The organism is Novosphingopyxis iocasae, assembly GCF_014334095.1.
In the GTDB taxonomy this organism is placed as follows: Bacteria; Pseudomonadota; Alphaproteobacteria; order Sphingomonadales; family Sphingomonadaceae; genus Novosphingopyxis; species Novosphingopyxis iocasae.
This window is the reverse complement of record NZ_CP060495.1, coordinates 990,676-1,008,380: the sequence shown is the minus strand read 5'-3', so window position 1 is coordinate 1,008,380 and position 17,705 is coordinate 990,676. Positions and strand designations below refer to the sequence as shown.

23 protein-coding genes are annotated in these 17,705 nt (G+C 59.3%); 10 read left to right on the top strand and 13 right to left on the bottom strand.

What is annotated here, in order from left to right; translation table 11 throughout:
- Positions 1-11: 11 nt before the first annotated feature.
- Together traL and H7X45_RS04785 are read right to left on the bottom strand one after the other, a co-directional pair.
- Entirely contained in the window at positions 12-299 is a 288-nt protein-coding gene (gene traL, locus H7X45_RS04790; RefSeq protein WP_011413152.1) for a type IV conjugative transfer system protein TraL, read from the bottom strand.
- 26 nt (positions 300-325) lie between these two features.
- Positions 326-652 carry a hypothetical protein gene (locus tag H7X45_RS04785; protein WP_011413153.1) on the bottom strand — a complete coding sequence of 109 codons (327 nt, stop codon included), beginning with the start codon at positions 650-652 and terminating at the stop codon, positions 326-328.
- Positions 653-1,240: 588 nt separating this feature from the next.
- Here H7X45_RS04785 and H7X45_RS15205 point away from each other — a divergent pair.
- Both H7X45_RS15205 and H7X45_RS04775 read left to right on the top strand, forming a co-directional pair.
- Positions 1,241-1,477, top strand: coding sequence for a hypothetical protein (locus tag H7X45_RS15205; protein WP_246449693.1), 237 nt, complete (start codon positions 1,241-1,243; stop codon positions 1,475-1,477).
- A complete protein-coding gene (locus H7X45_RS04775) occupies positions 1,455-1,709 on the top strand; it encodes a helix-turn-helix transcriptional regulator (RefSeq protein WP_187336392.1) in 255 nt (84 codons plus the stop codon). The genes H7X45_RS15205 and H7X45_RS04775 overlap by 23 nt, the downstream gene beginning before the upstream one ends.
- Before the next feature lie 850 nt (positions 1,710-2,559).
- Here H7X45_RS04775 and H7X45_RS04770 read toward each other — a convergent pair.
- The 5 genes from H7X45_RS04770 to groES form a co-directional block, all read right to left on the bottom strand.
- Positions 2,560-4,002 (bottom strand): sensor histidine kinase, encoded by a 1,443-nt coding sequence (locus tag H7X45_RS04770; RefSeq protein ID WP_187336982.1) that lies wholly within the window; start codon positions 4,000-4,002, stop codon positions 2,560-2,562.
- Positions 4,003-4,208: 206 nt separating this feature from the next.
- Positions 4,209-4,685: an Hsp20 family protein gene (locus H7X45_RS04765; protein WP_246449690.1), complete on the bottom strand. Its 477-nt coding sequence runs from the start codon at positions 4,683-4,685 to the stop codon at positions 4,209-4,211.
- A 246-nt stretch (positions 4,686-4,931) separates the two neighbouring features.
- Positions 4,932-5,126: a DUF465 domain-containing protein gene (locus H7X45_RS04760; RefSeq protein ID WP_425498181.1), complete on the bottom strand. Its 195-nt coding sequence runs from the start codon at positions 5,124-5,126 to the stop codon at positions 4,932-4,934.
- A 154-nt stretch (positions 5,127-5,280) separates the two neighbouring features.
- A complete protein-coding gene (gene groL, locus H7X45_RS04755) occupies positions 5,281-6,900 on the bottom strand; it encodes a chaperonin GroEL (protein WP_187336389.1) in 1,620 nt (539 codons plus the stop codon).
- 53 nt (positions 6,901-6,953) lie between these two features.
- Positions 6,954-7,268 carry a co-chaperone GroES gene (gene groES, locus H7X45_RS04750; protein ID WP_187336388.1) on the bottom strand — a complete coding sequence of 105 codons (315 nt, stop codon included), beginning with the start codon at positions 7,266-7,268 and terminating at the stop codon, positions 6,954-6,956.
- Positions 7,269-7,531: 263 nt separating this feature from the next.
- Between groES and H7X45_RS04745 the strand changes: the two genes are divergently transcribed.
- The 3 genes from H7X45_RS04745 to H7X45_RS04735 all read left to right on the top strand — a co-directional run bounded on the left by H7X45_RS04745 (position 7,532) and on the right by H7X45_RS04735 (position 9,742).
- Positions 7,532-7,765, top strand: coding sequence for a hypothetical protein (locus H7X45_RS04745; RefSeq protein WP_187336981.1), 234 nt, complete (start codon positions 7,532-7,534; stop codon positions 7,763-7,765).
- Entirely contained in the window at positions 7,762-8,031 is a 270-nt protein-coding gene (locus tag H7X45_RS04740; RefSeq protein WP_187336387.1) for an usg protein, read from the top strand. The genes H7X45_RS04745 and H7X45_RS04740 overlap by 4 nt, the downstream gene beginning before the upstream one ends.
- Positions 8,032-9,133: 1,102 nt before the next feature.
- Positions 9,134-9,742, top strand: a complete 609-nt coding sequence (locus H7X45_RS04735) for an HPP family protein (protein ID WP_246449687.1) — start codon at positions 9,134-9,136, stop codon at positions 9,740-9,742.
- Positions 9,743-9,981: 239 nt separating this feature from the next.
- On the opposite strand, the gene H7X45_RS04730 is transcribed toward H7X45_RS04735, so the two are convergent.
- From H7X45_RS04730 to H7X45_RS04710, 5 genes are read right to left on the bottom strand one after another with little or no spacing between them, the layout of a single operon-like run.
- Entirely contained in the window at positions 9,982-10,449 is a 468-nt protein-coding gene (locus tag H7X45_RS04730; protein ID WP_187336385.1) for a hypothetical protein, read from the bottom strand.
- Positions 10,442-10,939 carry a group III truncated hemoglobin gene (locus tag H7X45_RS04725; protein WP_187336384.1) on the bottom strand — a complete coding sequence of 166 codons (498 nt, stop codon included), beginning with the start codon at positions 10,937-10,939 and terminating at the stop codon, positions 10,442-10,444. The genes H7X45_RS04730 and H7X45_RS04725 overlap by 8 nt, the downstream gene beginning before the upstream one ends.
- The gene (locus H7X45_RS04720) at positions 10,936-11,274 is read right to left on the bottom strand and encodes a TehB family protein (RefSeq protein WP_187336383.1); all 339 of its coding nucleotides are present in this window, start codon (positions 11,272-11,274) and stop codon (positions 10,936-10,938) included. Before H7X45_RS04720 ends, H7X45_RS04725 begins: the two co-directional genes overlap by 4 nt.
- 1 nt (position 11,275) lies before the next feature.
- Complete coding sequence (locus tag H7X45_RS04715; protein WP_187336382.1) at positions 11,276-11,611, bottom strand: DNA-binding transcriptional response regulator; 336 nt, start codon at positions 11,609-11,611, stop codon at positions 11,276-11,278.
- Between the two features lie 32 nt (positions 11,612-11,643).
- Positions 11,644-12,333: an alternative oxidase gene (locus H7X45_RS04710; protein ID WP_187336381.1), complete on the bottom strand. Its 690-nt coding sequence runs from the start codon at positions 12,331-12,333 to the stop codon at positions 11,644-11,646.
- Between the two features lie 196 nt (positions 12,334-12,529).
- Here H7X45_RS04710 and H7X45_RS04705 point away from each other — a divergent pair, with 196 nt between their 5' ends.
- The 4 genes from H7X45_RS04705 (at position 12,530) to H7X45_RS04690 (ending at position 15,898) form a co-directional block, all read left to right on the top strand.
- Positions 12,530-13,963: a sensor histidine kinase gene (locus tag H7X45_RS04705; protein WP_246449684.1), complete on the top strand. Its 1,434-nt coding sequence runs from the start codon at positions 12,530-12,532 to the stop codon at positions 13,961-13,963.
- Positions 13,953-14,576, top strand: coding sequence for a response regulator FixJ (gene fixJ / locus H7X45_RS04700; protein WP_187336379.1), 624 nt, complete (start codon positions 13,953-13,955; stop codon positions 14,574-14,576). The genes H7X45_RS04705 and fixJ overlap by 11 nt, the downstream gene beginning before the upstream one ends.
- Positions 14,577-14,720: 144 nt before the next feature.
- Positions 14,721-15,353, top strand: a complete 633-nt coding sequence (locus H7X45_RS04695; RefSeq protein WP_160752773.1) for a tyrosine-type recombinase/integrase — start codon at positions 14,721-14,723, stop codon at positions 15,351-15,353.
- 149 nt (positions 15,354-15,502) lie between these two features.
- Complete coding sequence (locus H7X45_RS04690; protein WP_160752772.1) at positions 15,503-15,898, top strand: hypothetical protein; 396 nt, start codon at positions 15,503-15,505, stop codon at positions 15,896-15,898.
- 846 nt (positions 15,899-16,744) lie between these two features.
- Here the strand turns inward: H7X45_RS04690 and H7X45_RS04685 are convergent.
- Entirely contained in the window at positions 16,745-17,221 is a 477-nt protein-coding gene (locus H7X45_RS04685; protein ID WP_187336378.1) for a rubrerythrin family protein, read from the bottom strand.
- Between the two features lie 200 nt (positions 17,222-17,421).
- On the opposite strand from H7X45_RS04685, the gene H7X45_RS04680 reads away from it, so the two are divergent.
- Positions 17,422-17,703, top strand: a complete 282-nt coding sequence (locus tag H7X45_RS04680; protein WP_187336377.1) for a PepSY domain-containing protein — start codon at positions 17,422-17,424, stop codon at positions 17,701-17,703.
- Positions 17,704-17,705 lie beyond the last annotated feature (2 nt).

Sequence of the window (17,705 nt, the reverse complement as noted above, 5' to 3'; positions counted from 1 at the left end):
GATGTCCTCCCTCAGCCCGCAAGCAGGCGGCAATGGGAGGGCGGCGTGGCTTTCAGCCCGAGGAAACTCCCCGGCAGATACCAGTAGGCAGCATGGACCAGTTTCGACCCGGCACCTGACGCCTTCGCCTTTCGAAGGGCGAACCAGGTGAGCCCGGACAGGGCTGTGCCGATGATGATGTGCTGCGCAAGGATGCCCCAGGCGAAAGGGACGAGCAGTCCCGCAAACTCGTCGATGGTCCAGAAGCCGATGAGCTCCGGATCGTCGAGCCGCCGTGGAACGAGGTATCTGTCGGCCATGCCGCCCTCCCGTCGCTAACCGCGGCTCAGATGACCGCGGTGACGACCGAGGTGACGATCGGCACGCCCGTGCCGACGCCGATCCCGACGCCCACCGGCACCGCGACCTGACCGAGAGCAAACCGTCCCGAAGCGAGCGCGATCAGGCCGCCGGCGAGGCTGAGGACCGTGATGATCTTGCCGCCCGACCCTTCGAGGAAGTCGGTGAATTTCTGCAGCGCCGGGTCGAAGGTAGTGTCGGCACCGGCATAGGCGGCACCGGCGCAAGCGAGCGCGATCGCGGCAGGAAGAATATAGTCGCGGGCACGAATGCCCTTGGCGGATTGGCGGGGAAGGGTGATTGCCTTGGTCATCGAGGAACTCCGTTTCGAACATGTGCAGCGATGCGTTCGCTGTATGTTCTTTCCTCGATTCCAAGGCCGGGTGTAGGAAAACGGAAACTGCCGCGCGCCGCATTCCGACCAAGAGAATTCGTCGATTTAGGATGAGTTGACCGGGTTTTGCGCGATCGATGCAGATCTTGCAGCCGAGACTACCGATTGTTGCGCCATCAATACCGCCATGTGAGATCGAGGGACCGGAATCTGCGCGAATCACATCGTCCGACGATGTGTCGATTTCCTATAAGTTCCTCATTTGTTCTTTTTACTTTCCTACAGTTTGACGCGTCGCATAGCCTGCTGTCGATTCGCTTGAGACAACCGGAAGCAGGTGCCATGACGCAAAGCAGACAGGACAAATGGGGAGAGGCATCGCGTGGCCTCGCTGCTTTTCTCGACCATGCCGTAGGAGAGAGTGGCAAGTCTCGGCGAACGATCGCCGCACAGACGAAGATCAACAAGGATGCGCTTCGACGCATTCTTGCCGGGACTAGGCCCGCCACGCTACAAGAGGCGCTCACCATACTCGACGCGTGCGGACACGCGCCTCGGACCTCCCTTATGCTGGCTCTCGCAGGCTATTCACAGCAGACGGTTGATTGGCAGAGCTCCGCTGTGCTGCAGTTTCTTGAAACCTTCATCAGCGAGCTGCCGGCCGCGTTGGATCAGGCCCTGGGTGAGCGGCTGCTCGATGTTAGACCGCGCTGGGCAAGGGGGGCCGCGCACCGCACCGCCGGTCTCCTGTCGGACCACCTCGCACAACTGGAGAGGCAGGATGAACAGAGCTTTGCTCTCTGAAACGGCGACCGAAGACCACACGGATGCGGAAGCGGGTGCTGGCGAGGCAGCGCCCGACCGGCTCATCCGTCTTCCCGAGGTCATGGCGCGCGTGGGACTGCGCCGAACTGCAATCTATCAGCGGATGCGCGAAGGTCGCTTTCCGCAGTCTCGCTCGCTTGGTCCGCGTTGCACAGTCTGGCTCGAAGCGGAAATCGACCGCTGGATCGAGCAAGTTTGTAGTCGAGAATGATTCTGCAAACCGAACTGCATTCCGCACCTTTTTTGCAAGCTGTCGAGCCGGCCCAAGAAGGACCGGCCCGCAGCGTGATGATGGAGGCTTTGGCGATCGTCCGGTTCCTCGTTCACCCTCTGCTTTTGGCATAAACGGGGAAGTGACGGGCAGCGCCGTAATTTTCCAAGGGTTTCATGGATTTCAGGACTATCAGTTCAGCATCGCTGATAACGAAATCGACGTCAGAGTTCGTCCGCATGTGCGCAGGCGTCACAGTCTTGGGAAGCGGCAGAAGTCCGAGCTGGAGCAGATATCGGATGGCCAGTTGAGGAACCGAAACGTCTTACTTCTCAGCGAGTTCAGCGATCTCCACACTGTCCAAGATTTCACCATGACCGAAGGGCGAAAAGGCCTCGGTCAGTATGTTTCGCTCCCGTGCATACGCGATCAGGTCGAACGGCGTGTGTAGCCGCATGCGTGCGCATGTGTTCGCCTGAAACCGTGGCATTTTTGGGGTATCGATGGGGGTATTTTCGGCCTCCGCGGAATCGGGCAATACCCCCACCTATGAACTTGCGGCGAGAAAAAGATTTTCATCCAACTGCAACGGCTTGTCGAAGCGATTTCAAGAACGGATCAATCAAAAGGTCCCAAGATCACCGCTGCGTTCGAGTCCCGCCTGAGGGATTCGAACAGCGGTGGCCGACTTTGGGGCAGGGGAGGACACAACCTTTTCATTCCTAGGATGGCCGCTTTGCGCCCCCATCTCGGACGTTCGATCGGGAAATCGAAACTCCCGGAAGCTGCCATTTCTCCAAATACCCGAGCGCACTTTTGCCGCTCAGATCGATCAAGCTGGGCATCCTCATTAAGTTCGCGCTTGCGACCTGTTGAAATGCGCGAAGGACCGTCCAAACTGCACGCTTTGTGGTTCCTTGTGTGTGGCGACATCGATCCGGCATTCGAGGCCAGACGGCAAGAATTCGATATTCACTCCTGCTGTCCCACGAGACCCTAAGCCACGTTCGATCAGGCGCGTGCCAAAGCCCTTGCGTTGCGGCGCCACCGGAACTGGTCCACCGACCTCTTTCCAGATGAGGTGGAGGATATCCTCGTCGCCTCCATCGTCGATAGCCCACCGGATCATGACCTCACCCTTGTCATTCGACAGAGAACCGTACTTGATGGCATTGGTCGCGAGTTCATGGACGAGCATCGTCGTCCCGAGCGCCGTTTCCGGGTCCAGGAGATGATCCGGTCCGTCGATACTAACGCGCTGGTCGATGTCGCCTAGGGCCGCGCCAAGGGTAGACACCAGAATGGCTCGTAGCGACGTCGGACCCCAACTGCCTTCGCTTAGCAGTCCGTGTGCCGCCGAGAGCGCGGAAAGTCTGGCCGAGTAAGTATCCAAGGCCTCCTCGGTTGGGATCATGGGCTTGAAGGTTTGCTTAGCGAGGGATTGGACGACGGCAATCGCGTTCTTCACGCGGTGCTGCAGTTCGCTGATGAGCAACCCCTGCCGTTCCTCAAAGGCGGCTTCGTGAGTGACATCGTTACCTTGAACGATGATGCCGCTAACTCTGCTTTCCGCATTGCGTATCGGTTGGAAGATGAAGTTAAGGACGCGGGTTTCGTCGGTTTGGCCGGGGCCGACGGCCAGAACCACCCGCTCTCTCTGGCCAAAGTAGGGTTCGCCGCTTTCGAAAACCCTGTCCAAGATCTCGACGAAACCCTGATCGACAACCTCGGGAAGCGCATCGGCTACGCGCACGCCGATAATATCGTCCCGCCCGACCAGTCGCAGGTAAGAGGCATTCGCCATCTGGAACACGTGTTGCGGACCTCCCAGAACCGCGACAAAGCCGGGGGCCTGGTCAAAAAACTGATGCAGTCGCCTGCTCTCTCGAGCCAGACTCTCGTTCAGCGACTGAACCTTCTCGGCCCGGCGTATGACGTCGGCCTCCTCGCGAAACTGCCGCAGCTTCTGCATTTCGGTTACGTCGACCGTGTGCTGAAGGATGAACGCAAGTTTGCCCTGATCGTCCAGAATGGGCGTGTGGGTGGCGCTCCAGTATCGAGGTTCAAATGATCCATCCGGAGCGGGGATGTCGTACCGTATAAGGGCGATTTCATCCCTCTGCGCGGTTTCGAGAACCCGACGAAGGGACGTATTCAGAAGACGGAAGCTTTCCGTGTCTGGATCACTCGGAAACGCTTCGAACATCCTCCGTCCGATAATGTCGTCGCGCTCGCGCATGGTGACGGCGAGATAGGCATCGTTCATCCACACGAGCCGTAGATCCGTGTCCATGACGACATAAGGGTTGGGCGCAGAGTCGAAGAGTTGCTGGAAGTCGATTATCAAGGACCCCTGTCCGAGTTGCAAAAATCGCTAGAAGATTATCGCGAACGTGTCACGTAGCGGCGGCGTGTCAAGATAAGCATTGCGTTCTGTAAGCTGAAGCGGGGTGGGTGCGTTCACACCCACCCCACCTGATACTCGCCGACCGATTTCGCTTACGCAGCCTTGTTCTCGGTGAGCTGGAGCGAGTCATCGTTGACATGCTCGCGGCTTCCGATGGCGATCTTGCGCGGCTTCAGCGATTCCGGGACGATCCGCTGGAGCGAGATCGTCAACATGCCGTGCTCATAATCCGCATCGCGCACTTCGACATAGTCGGCCAGCTGGAACCGGCGCTCGAACGCGCGGGCAGCGATACCGCGATGAACGAATTCGACACCGTCTTTGTCCTTCTCGGTCTTCTGACCGGAGATGACGATCTGGTTCTGCTGTGCAGTGATGTCGATTTCGTCCGGACGGAAGCCGGCCACCGCGAGAATGATCCGGTAGCTGTCCTCGTCAGTGCGAACAATGTCGAAGGGTGGGTAGCTGTCCTGCGTTTCTGCGCGGAAGCTGTTTTCTAGCGTATCGAAGAGCCGATCGAAGCCGACCGTCGAGCGGCGATAGGGGGTTAAATCAAATGCAGTTCTCATTTCCAAATCCTCCTTGTTGAGCAATCTGGGCATGAGAGGCGCCGGGAACGAAGAGCCGACGCCCTCTGTCCAACCGGACCCGTTATGGCATCCGGTACTGACAAAATTAGGAAACGCGCAATTGGTTTCAATACCTGATAGACATTTTTTGGTTTGTTTTCAGCGCCTTGTGCGGTAAAACCAAGCACACCGATATAGGTGCGCCTGGCCTTCTTCCAAGAAAGAGTATGCTTGGATCCGGTCCGTTTATGGGGTCAGGCTAACGCTGCTCGCGTGATCGGAAGCCCAGCTTCGCATCTGGTCCTTGAGCGCCAGTTTGAGCTTCTTCAGGCGGGCAATTAGAACTTCGTCAGGCCGGGGTCGTTTGCTTTCCAGCCGGATTTCGTTCTCCAGCCGCTCATGTTCGCGTGAAAGATAGTCCAGATACCTGTCGGTCATCATCTCCTCCTCTCTCGGTCGACCGATTTTTTGACGTCGCCGCTTTCGGAGACTGCCTTGCTCAAGAAAGCGTGTGGAGACGCCCAAGCAACACCGCCGCCAGCCGTGCGCTGGAGGATGGGAGGGCGCAGCTTGATGCCGCGCCCTCCACACCCTTTTAGAAGTCCATTGCCGGCATCGGTGCGGGCGTGTCTTCCTTGGGCAGTTCTGCCACTAGCGCTTCGGTGGTGATCAGCAGCGAGGCGACCGAGGCCGCATCCTGCAGCGCTGTGCGCACCACCTTCGCCGGATCGATGACACCCGACTTCACCAGGTCTTCATAGGTGCCGGTCGCGGCATTGAAGCCGTGGTTGTAGTCGTCGCCTTCGAGCAGCTTGCCGACGATATAGGCACCGTCCTCACCCGCGTTCTCGGCAATCTGACGAGCCGGGGCGCGAAGCGCACGGCGAACGATATCGATACCCGACTGCTGATCGTCATTGGCGGCCTTGAGGCCCTCCAGCGACTTGAGCGCCCGGAGCAGTGCGATACCGCCGCCCGGCAGAATGCCTTCTTCAACGGCTGCGCGGGTTGCATGCAGCGCGTCGTCGACGCGGTCCTTGCGCTCCTTGACCTCGACCTCTGTCGCACCGCCGACGCGGATGACAGCGACGCCGCCAGCCAGCTTGGCTACGCGTTCCTGCAGCTTTTCGCGGTCGTAGTCGCTGGTCGTGGTCTCGATCTGGGCACGGATCTGGCTGACCCGGGCGTCGATGTCGGCCTTGTTGCCGGCACCATCGACGATGGTAGTGTTGTCCTTGTCGATGATGACCTTCTTGGCCCGGCCGAGCATGCCGATCGTGACATTTTCCAGCTTGGTGCCGAGTTCCTCGCTGACCACATTACCGGCGGTGAGGATGGCAATATCCTCCAGCATGGCCTTGCGGCGATCGCCGAAGCCAGGTGCCTTGACCGCCGCGACCTTGAGGCCGCCACGAAGCTTGTTCACCACCAGGGTTGCCAAGGCTTCACCCTCGACATCCTCGGCGATGATGAGCAACGGCTTGCCCGATTGCACAACCTGTTCGAGCAGAGGGATCAGCGCCTGCAGGTTCGACAGCTTCTTTTCGTGGATGAGGATGAAGGGATCCTCGAGTTCGACCTTCAGCTTTTCGGCATTGGTCACGAAATAGGGCGAGAGATAGCCGCGATCGAACTGCATGCCCTCGACCGTCTCCAGCTCTGTCTCGAGGCTCTTGGCTTCCTCGACCGTGATCACGCCTTCATTGCCGACCTTCTCCATCGCTTCGGCAAGGATGCGACCGACGGTCTCATCACCATTGGCTGAAATCGTCGCGACCTGCGCGATCTCGCTGTTGGCGGACACCTTCTTGGCGTGGCTTTCGAGGTCCTTGACCACGGTGCCGACGGCGAGGTCGATACCACGCTTCAGGTCCATCGGGTTCATGCCGGCAGCAACCGCCTTGGCACCTTCGCGCACGATGGCTTGGGCCAGAACGGTGGCGGTGGTCGTGCCGTCACCCGCCTTGTCGTTCTGCTTGCTGGCGACTTCGCGCAGCATCTGCGCGCCCATGTTTTCGAACTTGTCCTTGAGTTCGATTTCCTTGGCAACGGTGACGCCATCCTTGGTGATGCGGGGAGCGCCGAAGCTCTTCTCGATCACCACGTTGCGCCCCTTGGGGCCGAGAGTTACCTTGACCGCATTTGCAAGCGTATCCACGCCGCGCAGCATGCGATCACGCGCGTCAGACGCAAACTTTACTTCCTTCGCAGCCATTTTGGCCTGCTCCTTTCTCTTCTTTCGATTGAACTGAAGATTGGGTTGATTGCTTACGCCGCCTTCTTGAGTTCGGCGGTTGTTTCGATGATGCCGAGAATGTCGCTCTCCTTCATGATGAGCAGGTCCTCGCCATCAATCCGCACTTCGGTGCCGGACCACTTGCCGAACAGGACGCGGTCGCCTGCCTTGACGGCGGGTTCCACCAGCTTCCCGGAATCGTCACGCGCACCAGGGCCCACGGCGACGACTTCGCCTTCCATCGGCTTTTCCTTGGCGGTGTCAGGGATGATGATACCGCCGACCGTCTTTTCTTCGGCCTCGATGCGGCGAACCAGCACGCGATCGTGCAAAGGTCGGAAATGCATGCATAACCTCCATTACAAAGCGAAATGACTTACAGCGCCTCCCCCGGATTATCGGCAGGGGGCATTTCGCGATCTAGTCCTGCCGAAAACGGCTTCAAGAGGTCCAAATCAAACTTTTTGGCTCTCTTTGATCGCGACTGCTAATAGCCACTTTCCGTTCGCGTTATCAGGGTCTTGACGGCCGAAAATCGACTCACAAAATACGCCGAGCGGAGCAATCCGCAGTGAGTGACCAGCGGCAAGGCAGAAAGGAGGATTTTCCTATGTCGCAACCATTCGCACGATATTTGCATCCATTCGATGTAGCGCATCATCCCTCGCTTGAGCCCGAAGTGAAGCGAGCCATCCTGGCTTCCTGGGCGTCCGATCGGCATACCGTCGAAAACCAGCCGGCGATGCGCCAGCCCCCCGAACTCAAAAGTCCGGTTTCCGTTGATGATGTTTTCGCGGCGCTGCGCTCGCTCGACGGCCCGGGCAGCCAGCCAACGCTGCAATGACCGATCGAGCTTTCCTAGTTCAACTGGAGGGGTACGGACTCACCACGGCAGAAATCTGCTATTTCATGCCGGATCACCCCTCGCTCGTGCAGATCTTTGCCTGGCAGGAATACGACGCAGCACCGGATTTTCCGGTGCTGTTCGATTTCCTTGCACATTGGCGACGCGAGATCGAAGCCGAGATAAGGTCAGTCCGTATCGCCCACGAGAAAATGATCAGGCCATCGAGCTGGCGTTCGGCGGAGGGCGTGATCTCGTGGGAGTAGCAGAGCCGGGTGATTGAGCTTGCAGGCCCGTATTCATGCTCATGGAGGTGGACTGCTCACTAGTGAAAATTTGGAAACATTCGCTCAATTGATAGGCAGCTTTTCGGTTATCTCCCGCTGAAAGCTGCCAGTCGGCTCTCGGCCCAACTTCCGCCGTTCAATGAGGCGGTTGAGCTGCCAATTTTCGAACGTTAGTCGGCCGATCGCACCCTTGTAACGGTTTGGCGCAAATTCGGGATTCTGGGGGTATCGGTGGGGGTATTTTCCAAGAGTTGGGCGGAAAAAACGAGCAATGTCAGAACGTTATATGTTCGCTATATGTTCCTCCTCCGCTACCAGGAAATGCGTCCGCATGTGCTCGCTTGCGTCCGTATACATCCGGATTGTTTACCCAAATCGCTGATTTCAATAACAGATGTGCTACCACGCCAATTCGCTTGGGGCCGTATGCGTCCGTATGTGTTCGCTTGAAGCCGGAGCCTTTATGGGGGTATTTTGGGGGTATCCTCGGGCAGTGCGAAATCAGGCGATGTCCCCAGCTGCGATCGGTGGCTCACAGCCGGATTCTCACGCTAGTGCAACGGCGTGCTCCAGCCCTTCCGTAACGGGATTGGTCGGAAAGATCCCATTTATTTAAGGTGAGTTCGAGTCCCGCCTGAGGATTCGAACAGAGGTGGCCGACTTTAGGGCAGGGGAGGACACAACCTTTTCATTCCTAGGATGACCGCTTTGCGCCCCATCCCAGCCATTGAAGGTACGTCGTCGCGGTCCTGAAAACGGACATCAAAAGAGGTGTTTTGTCGTGGGTGATAATGCTTACACGTTGGTAATTCCGTCTCAGGGTCGAGAATTGCCTGAAGCATACGTCCGTTCATCGGAATCGGCACGAAAGCTAGCTATGCTAGGAATTCTTTAGGCTCTTTAGGCTCGAGGATGATTTTCTTGCTGAAGAAATGAGCCAGGTACGCCAAGGGCTGCCGCACGTTTCAAAGTGGGATTGCTCCAGGTTTTGCTCAAGACTCTCGTCTCTCAGTCGTCAGCACTGTTGCCACAAGACCTGCGGGGCCAATTCGGCTCGCTTCGCGGCGCTCTTGGGGCTGGGTTGGCGATCATTCTCTCTGCGCTTGCGACATGGCTGTTGCTGGGGTCGCAGAGTACTGCCTTGCCGTGGCTCGTGGCTCCGCTGGGGGCCTCGGCAGTCCTCGTCTTTGCCGTTCCGGCCAGCCCCTTGGCTCAACCTTGGCCGGTAGTTGGCGGAAACCTTATTTCGGCTGCGATCGGTATCGGCGTCGGAATGTACACAGGCTCCGCGATGCTGGCTCCCGGTTTCGCGGTTGGCGTGGCGATCGTGGTGATGACCTTCACGCGCTGTCTGCATCCCCCGGGAGGTGCCTGCGCCCTCCTGTGCGCGCTCGGCGCGGCCGGGGGAGAAACCTGGACCTGGATCTACCTCTTGCCGATTGCCGCGAACGTGCTGACGCTTGCTCTTGTCGGAATGATCTACAACAACCTCACCGGCCATTCCTGGCCTCACCGCGCGCCGCTTCCCGTCAGCAATCCGACCTTGGTCCACGCTCCTCATACGCGCGGCGATATCGAGGAAGTGCTTGCCGAATGGGATGAGGTCCTCGATGTCGATGTCGACGATCTCGATGCATTCCTGAGAGAAGTAAACCTGCACGTAGTGCGGCGCGAGATCGGGCACCGCTGAAGACTTCGGCCTCCGGCGACGGATTCCGCGAGGGCGGACGGGCAGGCGCTTCGCCCCGCTGTTCATCAGAACGGCCTGACGAACCTGCGAAGCACTTGCTTGAAATTTGCCGCTACGCCGGTAGGCCGCGCAGAAAGCCGCGGGGCGCAGTTGCGGGTATCGAGCGGGCCCGGTGGGGCCGGTTCGCCGCATTCCGGGCACAACATCGTCGTCTCCTCGTTTCTACTATCCCGCGACGGTCAGAACACCAGCGCGGCGATAACGCTGATGGCAATGCCGAAGGCCGCCACGGCGAACGGAACGATCAGAACCTGGGTGTAGACCTCCATGCGGCCAAGCGGCCCGTAAAGGCTCTGGAGCTTGCCGCCCGATCGATCGAGGGGGCTTGTCGGCTGCGGGTTCGCCTGGCCGAGCATGACGCGCGCAATGCCAAAGAACATGGCGATATAAACCGCGGAAATCACGATAGCGAACGCCGCCCTGATTCCGCCTGTCGCGCCCAAGAGAGCCGCGAGGAAAAGCGCATAGCTTCCGACCATCGCGATCCAGATAGCCCGGGGCAGTTCGAACATCCGCGTTTCTGGCTGCTGACGACGGGCAGGGCCTTCGTTGTCGTTCGCCTCGTTCGGAACGCAAAGGACAGAGATGTCCTCCCGAACTTCGGGCTTTTCCTCGAATGCAGGCGTGCGGAGAACGGCATCAGACATGGGGTAGATCCTTTCCTGCGCGCCCTCCGGTCAGGCCGTCGCGGCGCATGGTGATGGCAGTAAGCAAGCTGTCGGCGATCATCCGCGCACGGGTCCCGACCAGCTCGATGGCGGCGGGATGGCTTTCGGCCTCCCGCAGCGTTTCGTAGAAGAGGTTCAGCCAACGCTCGAAGTGCTCGAGGTGAAGCCCCGGTATCGCGAGATGTTTCAGCATGGGATTGCCGGAGAACTCTCCACTGTTGTGAAGCACCGATCGCCAGAACGCTTTCATCCGGGCGAGATGCGGCGGCCAGTTGCTGATACGCGCTGCAAAGATCGGCCCAAGCAAATCGTCCTCGCGGATCTTGCCGTAGAAGGCCTCGACAATGTGATCGATGAAGGCTGCGTCGATGCCGATGCGGTGGGCTTCAGCGCTCTTTTCCTTGCGCTTGCGTTGGACATAGGCCCTGGCATCGGCGGCTGAACTTTCGACGACTGGCTTGCTAGTCATGCCTCGTCTCCCTCGTTCGGGGTTCGGGCCGTGCCCTGGCCATCCGGCGCGCGCAGGAACTCGACGTGAAACTCGACGGGGCCGAGCGGCTCCACACGGTGGACTATCGTGGGTTCGACCACTCCTGCGGGGCTGCCGGGTTCGAGAATGCGCTCCTCATTCTCGCGCCGCGGATCGGTTACGCAGTAGCGCAGCTTCCCATGGGCAACGTGGATCAGGCCCCAGACGCCTTCCTTGGTCGAATGGTCGGCCAGCAGGCCGGCAGGCACGCTATCCTGCGTGAAGGTCGGCGTGGTCTTGTAGCTTTCCAGGGCGGGCATTTGGTCTGGTTTCATGTCATGCGACTTTCAAGGGATTGCAGATGGCTGTGAGCGTCCGGCTGATTTCGTCCCCCATCAGGGGCTTCTCGACGAGAACGGCATCGCAGCTGGCAATGCGGTTACGCAGCTGGCGGCTGGGATGGGTGGCGATGACGATCGCCAGTGCATTGTCCCCATGCGCGCGCATTTCCTCGAGGATCTTTACGCCGTCACCGCCGTATCGCTCGTCGATGACGAAAGCTTCCGGCGTGCTGTCGCCTAGGCGAAATCCCTCGATCGAGAGCGAGAACCTGAGTGCGGCGAGGACAGACGGATCGTCGACCAGCAACTGGATGGTGCAGGTTTCGACCACGATCCGTCCTCCTTCTTGCCAGGCGCCCGAAATCAGGCGGCCTGCTTCCAGTTCGGCTCGAGCGTGACGTGGGGCGGGCATTGCGCGATGTCCCCCATCGGAAGACCGGCGAGTTCGTTCGCGAAGCCATGGTTCACGTCGCGGTGATGCGCCTCGTCAGCGCGAACGACGAGCACCACGTCACGCAGCGTCGCGTTCTCGGGGAGCCCCCAGTACCGCTTGGCGATTTCCGGCGCGGGCACGTTTTCGCTGCGCCCTTCGTCGATCTCGGCGAGGTAGTGCGTGTAGCTGATGACAGCTTCCTCCTCGAAGTAGCCCACCACGCGGTGCGCGGTTTTCGAACTGACGAGATAGAGCGCGAAAAAGAAGAGGTAGAAGACCCACTGCACGCCTATGATCACGGCGCGCTCGAACACCGTCGGCTTCGACACCTCGATGAAGGTCATCAGGTGCATGCGCTCGTTCTCGGCTTCGTCCATGAGCGTCTTGATCCAGCCCTTGTCGTCGCACATGCGGCGCAGGCAGGCGAGGTGATTGATCGTGGCGCCAACCATTCCCGGCACGGCGGCCACGGTTTCGAGCACGACGGCGCGGTGGCCGTAACGTTCGGCAAAGAAGGTGTCGGCTGTCCAGCGCAGGGCCTTGGTAAAACCGAATGCGATCCTGTCCGAAATGCCGCAAGGCTGGTGGTGGACGCCCAGATCGATGAGGGGTGCATTCATTGAAACTTCTCCATCCGGCGGCCATTGATCAGGAAGCGGCGCCGATGCCCTCCATCTATGCCGATGAACGGAAACGCGAAATTTGGATAATCACCCTACGACCACTCCCCTAAGGGCCTCACCGGAGGCGTCCGGTCAGAGCTTTGCCAGTCGCTTCCTCCCGCGGCTGTCCTTCATGCAGGCGACAATGGTGGCTATGCTGGCCATCGGCCTTGCCGTCGCCGTCCGGCTGATCTTCGCCGAGCAACTAGGCCAGCGCGCCACTTTCATCTTCTTCGTCCCCGGCGTCGTCGTCGCCAGCGCGCTGTCGGGTTTTCGCGCAGGAGCCTTTGCCGCCGTAGCCGGCGCACTGGCCGGCCTTGCCTGCGACCGCCTGAGCGGCCCCGTCGAAAGTGGAAGCATGATTGCGGCCGTGACATTCGTGATCATCGGCGTCGCCGTTGCCATCGGGGGCGAGTGGTTCCAGCGCGCGCGGGTGGAGACCGAAGCTGCGGCCCTGGGTCTCGCGAGACGAGAGGCTCACCTGCGTTCGATTCTGGATACCGTTCCCGATGCCATGGTGGTGATCGACGAAGCGGGCCTCATTCGCGAGTTCAGCCCGACCGCGGAAAGAATGTTCGCATGGCAGGCGTCCGAGGTGACGGGCCGGAACGTCAGTGTCCTGATGCCCGATCCCTATCGCACCGCGCATGACGAATACCTGGAACGTTATTACCGAACCGGCGAGCGACGGATCATCGGCAAGGGACGCATCGTGGTGGGCCAGAAGAAGGACGGCTCGACCTTTCCCATCGAACTGGCGGTGGGCGAAATGAAGGCCGAAGGGCAGCGCTATTTCACGGGGTTTATTCGCGACCTGACGGAGCGGCAGGAGGCGGAGGCGCGACTCCAGGAGTTGCAGAGCGAGCTCGTCCATATCTCGCGCCTGACCGCACTCGGCGAAATGGCATCGGCACTCGCGCACGAGATCAACCAGCCGCTGTCCGCCATTGCGAACTACCTGCGCGGCAGCCGGATGTTGCTGGAGCGCGAGGATGCTCCGCTGGACCGGGTGTCGGATGCGATAGGACAGGCTTCGGAGCAGGCGCTACGCGCAGGCGAGATCATCCGCAGGCTTCGCGACTTCGTTTCGCGGGGAGAAACCGAAAGGACGATCGAGAACCTGCCAAAGCTGGTGGAGGAAGCCTCCGCGCTCGCCCTGGTGGGAGCGAAGGAACACGGCATCCGTGTTTCATATGACTTCGATCCCGCAATCGACTTGGTGCTCGTCGACAAGATCCAGGTTCAGCAGGTTGTTCTTAACCTCGTGCGCAACGCTGTCGACGCGATGGCGGAGTCCCCATCCCCGGATCGTGCCCTTACGATCACGATAGGCTCCGCCGAAGACGGACTTGCCAAGGTCGTGGTGAGCGATACGGGACCGGGCATCGACCCAGAGGTGGCCGATCGACTCTTCCAGCCGTTTATCACCACAAAACGGACGGGCATGGGCGTGGGTCTTTCCATATCGCGCACGATCGTCGAGGCTCACGGCGGTAAAATCTTTGCAGCCCCTTCTCCCGCAGGAGGCGCCATGTTCGGCTTCACGGTTCAGGCAGTCACGAAGGAGGAACTCCACGATGGACGATGACGCATTGGAAAGTTCTATCGTCTACGTGATCGACGACGACGAAAGCGCGCGCGGCTCGCTGGCCTTCCTTCTCGACGTTGCGGGCATTCGCGTCCGTTCATTCGCCTCGGGCGACGAGTTCCTCGATACCTCTCCGCCTCTGAAAAGTGCCTGTATCATCACCGATGTCCGCATGCCCGGCATGGGCGGCGTCGATCTGACCCGGCGCGTGAAGCAGACAGCCCCTTCGGTTCCTGTCATCGTGATTACCGGGCACGCCGACGTTCCCATGGCGATCGAGGCCATGAAGGCGGGTGCCTCGGACTTCATCGAGAAGCCGTTCGAGGACGATACCATCATCTCGGCAATCCGCCGTGCAATGTCGGAGAAGGCGGAAGGCGATGCCGCCGCCGAGGAGCGTCGCGAGATCGAGGCGCGCCTTTCGCTCCTGTCCGGACGCGAAACTGACGTTGTGGAGGGCCTGGTGGAGGGCAAGGCCAACAAGATGATCGCGTTCGACCTCGACATCAGTCCGCGAACCGTCGAGGTCTACAGAGCCAACGCCATGATGAAATTGCAGGCGAAGACCCTTTCGGACCTGGTGCGGATGGTAACGATCGCCCGGCTTTCCTGAGTATGCGCCAAGAAGACCGACGCTTCGGGCAGTTGAATGTCCGTTATTTGTGTATCCCAGCCGATTGCTGCCATTCCGCTATCGGCCCAAGCAGCGACATTCTGGGCGTTACCTCATCGGTCATTGGGACCGAGGAGAAATGCAATGGGATACTCACGTTTTGATACAGCCACGCGGCGTCGTCCGGCTTGGAATGCTGGTAAGAATGTCGGCACCAAGCGTCCGCTGACGCAGAAGCAGATCTGGGCGATCCGCTTTCATCTCGATCGCGAAGGCCGATTGAGGGACAAGGCTCTTTTTGATCTTGCGATCGACAGCAAGCTGCGGGGCTGCGATCTGGTGAAAATCAAGATCGGCGACGTGTTTGCGGGTGTCGACATCCGCAATCGAGCAACCGTCATCCAGCAGAAGACCAGCAGGCCGGTGCAGTTCGAAATCACCTGCGACGTTCGAGCCACACTGCTAGCATGGCTCGAACGCCGAGGCGGCTCTACGACCGACTATCTGTTCCCCAGTCGTGTTGACCCAGCGGGCCATATGAGCACGCGACAGTATGCTCGGCTGGTCGATGAGTGGGTCACGGCGATCGGGCTGCGCAAGGCGGAATACGGTACGCACTCGCTTCGCCGAACGAAGGCAGCCATGATCTATCGCGCTACCGGCAACATCCGCGCCATCCAGATCTTGCTTGGTCATTCGAAGATCGAGAACACGGTGCGGTACCTTGGGGTCGATGTCGAGGACGCTTTGCTCTTAGCTGAGCGAACTGAAATCTAGACGACGAAGCGGTCGCTCGGCAGTGCTGATCGACCGCTTTCAGGTTGTCTCGCAAATGCGCTGATTGACCGACGTGTCGGGGGGAGTGGACAGGCCGGCTCCGGCCGAATGCTGTAGATAACAGACGTTCGCTATGGCAGATCGGCGACATGAGCGATCTGCCAGTGTGGCCTGCCAAACTGACGCGGGAACAGCAAAAAGCGGCGAAGCAGCGTGGCAAAGACTTTGACGCCGCGCTGAAAGTTATGTCACGGGCCGCTGGTTGGCGTTTCGCTCGCGGCGAGGTTGTCCAGCAGACTAGGGACTGGTTCATTAGCATACTGCCGTCCCCGCTTTGGGAGCGCGGCGCACTTGTCCGCATGACGGTGAAGCCGATGGCATTGGACCCACTGTTTTGGGAGATCGTGGGCCTGATCGAGAATGAAGCGCTGCCATTATCTTTTCGCGCAACCGGCGCATGGGTGCTGCGTTCGCCATTTACGGAGGATCACGTTGGGCTGGACAAAATGCAAGTGCGGCCGCTTGTGACCGAGGTTGTTGGCTAGTGCAGTCAACGAGCCGCCGAGGTACTTCAAAGCATCTCCACAGCATCGATGCTCGCCATGCTGCCCGACGAAGAGCATCTTCGCGGGCAGCACCGAGCTTTGGCTATTTGTCTTCGCATCATGACGGATGATCTAGATGGAGCCGCTCGTCTTTGCCGGATAGATGATCCTTATACCCACCCTTTGATGCGGGAGGCAGGAGGTTTTACCACTCACAACAGCGACGGCTCAATCTCCACATTTCTCGACCAAGCTCGTGATTGGATTACTCGCAAACGGCGGGAGGGGCTGCGCTTGGCCTAGGCTCAGGTCACTGTGTGGTCTGCTTTGGGAGGGGGCCTCCAGGCTCTCTTGCGTCCGCTATGTTGGGGCTGTTGACCGAGTCATCGACACGATCGAGCGGCAGCTTTTTCAATTTTTCCGGTCGGAACCGGACAGTCAGAAGACGGCCCACTTGCTGTCGGGCAGCTCCTGGGAAAAGCAGTCAGTCGGCAAAGCGCCCCATCTCGGTCATTCGAGACCATTTTGGATTTCCCCAAGAGCAGACGTTTATCCGAATCTGCATTGGCCGAGGGCCTGAAGTCAAATTTTAGTCATCGCAAACCTCGCCTGACGCGGCCCCCAGCGTTCCCCAGTTGGGATTAAAGGCCGACCGCGTTGTTGCGCATCAGCGCGCCATTTCGCGGTTGAGAATTGACAGCCATGGACTTTAGTTCGCTGATTAGACCAAAAACGAACGGCAGCGCTTAGTTTGGCGCAAAGTGTACCGGTAGGTGAGTGGAATCGAGATAGGAGTGTACCGACCGGCCAGGGGGAAAAGCCGGTCGGTACATGCTGGCGTTGGAGTTATTTGATTTTCGCCAGCGCGGCCTTGTATTGCTCGTAATGTACGCCCTCATCGACAGCGATCTGGCGGAACATGGCTGCGACCTTCAGGTCACCCGCTGCCTCCGCCTGATCGGCGAATTCGATGTACATCTTGGTGTTTTCGTAGTGCTCACCGGCCATCGCATCTTCGAGGTTGCTGGCGTCGGAACTGCCAAGCCGCAGCGCTTCGGCTTCGCGATCGAAATGTTCATTTGCTTCGATATTCGCAGTGTCGCGGAACAGCTGGGCAAGTTCCGGCTTACCTGCGGCATCCGCCTGTTCCGCATAGCGCAGGTACTTGAGATTGGCGAAAGCCTCTCCATGCATGGCGGCTTCGAGATTGGCCTTGGTCTGCGGGGCAAGTTCCTTGGAAGGTGTGGCCGGAGCAGCAAGTGCTGCAGCCGCTGCACAGGTAGCAATCAAAAGGCCAGTCCCGAGTTTTGCGTAAGTCTTCATTGTATAGCTCCAAAAGAAAATCTGCGCTTTCTTGCGCCGTGATCCTTTTGAACCTCACTTCTGACGACGAACTGACCAAGGGAAGAAATTGCTTCCTCAGAAACGAAAAACAGGCAGTCCAGGTCAGGAATCGGTCAGAACTGTTGGGCATCAGACAGGGACGGCGCTGCAGTGACAGCCCGATCAACGGAGTATGAATAATGAAGACGAAATATCTGATCCCTGCCGCAGCGGCACTTGCAGCCCTCGGCTTCTCCTCGACGGCCTATGCAAGCCCCGTTTGCACCGCCCAGCCGCAAAGCAAGTGGATGTCGCCGGAAAAGATGAAGGCCAGGATCGCGAAGATGGGTTTCCGTACGATCAAGGTCTTCCAGGTTTCCGGCAGTTGCTACGAAATCTACGCCATCAACAAGGATGGCCGTCGGGCCGAAGTCTATTTCAATCCCGTGACCGGCGCGGTCGTACAGAACAACGTGGATTGATC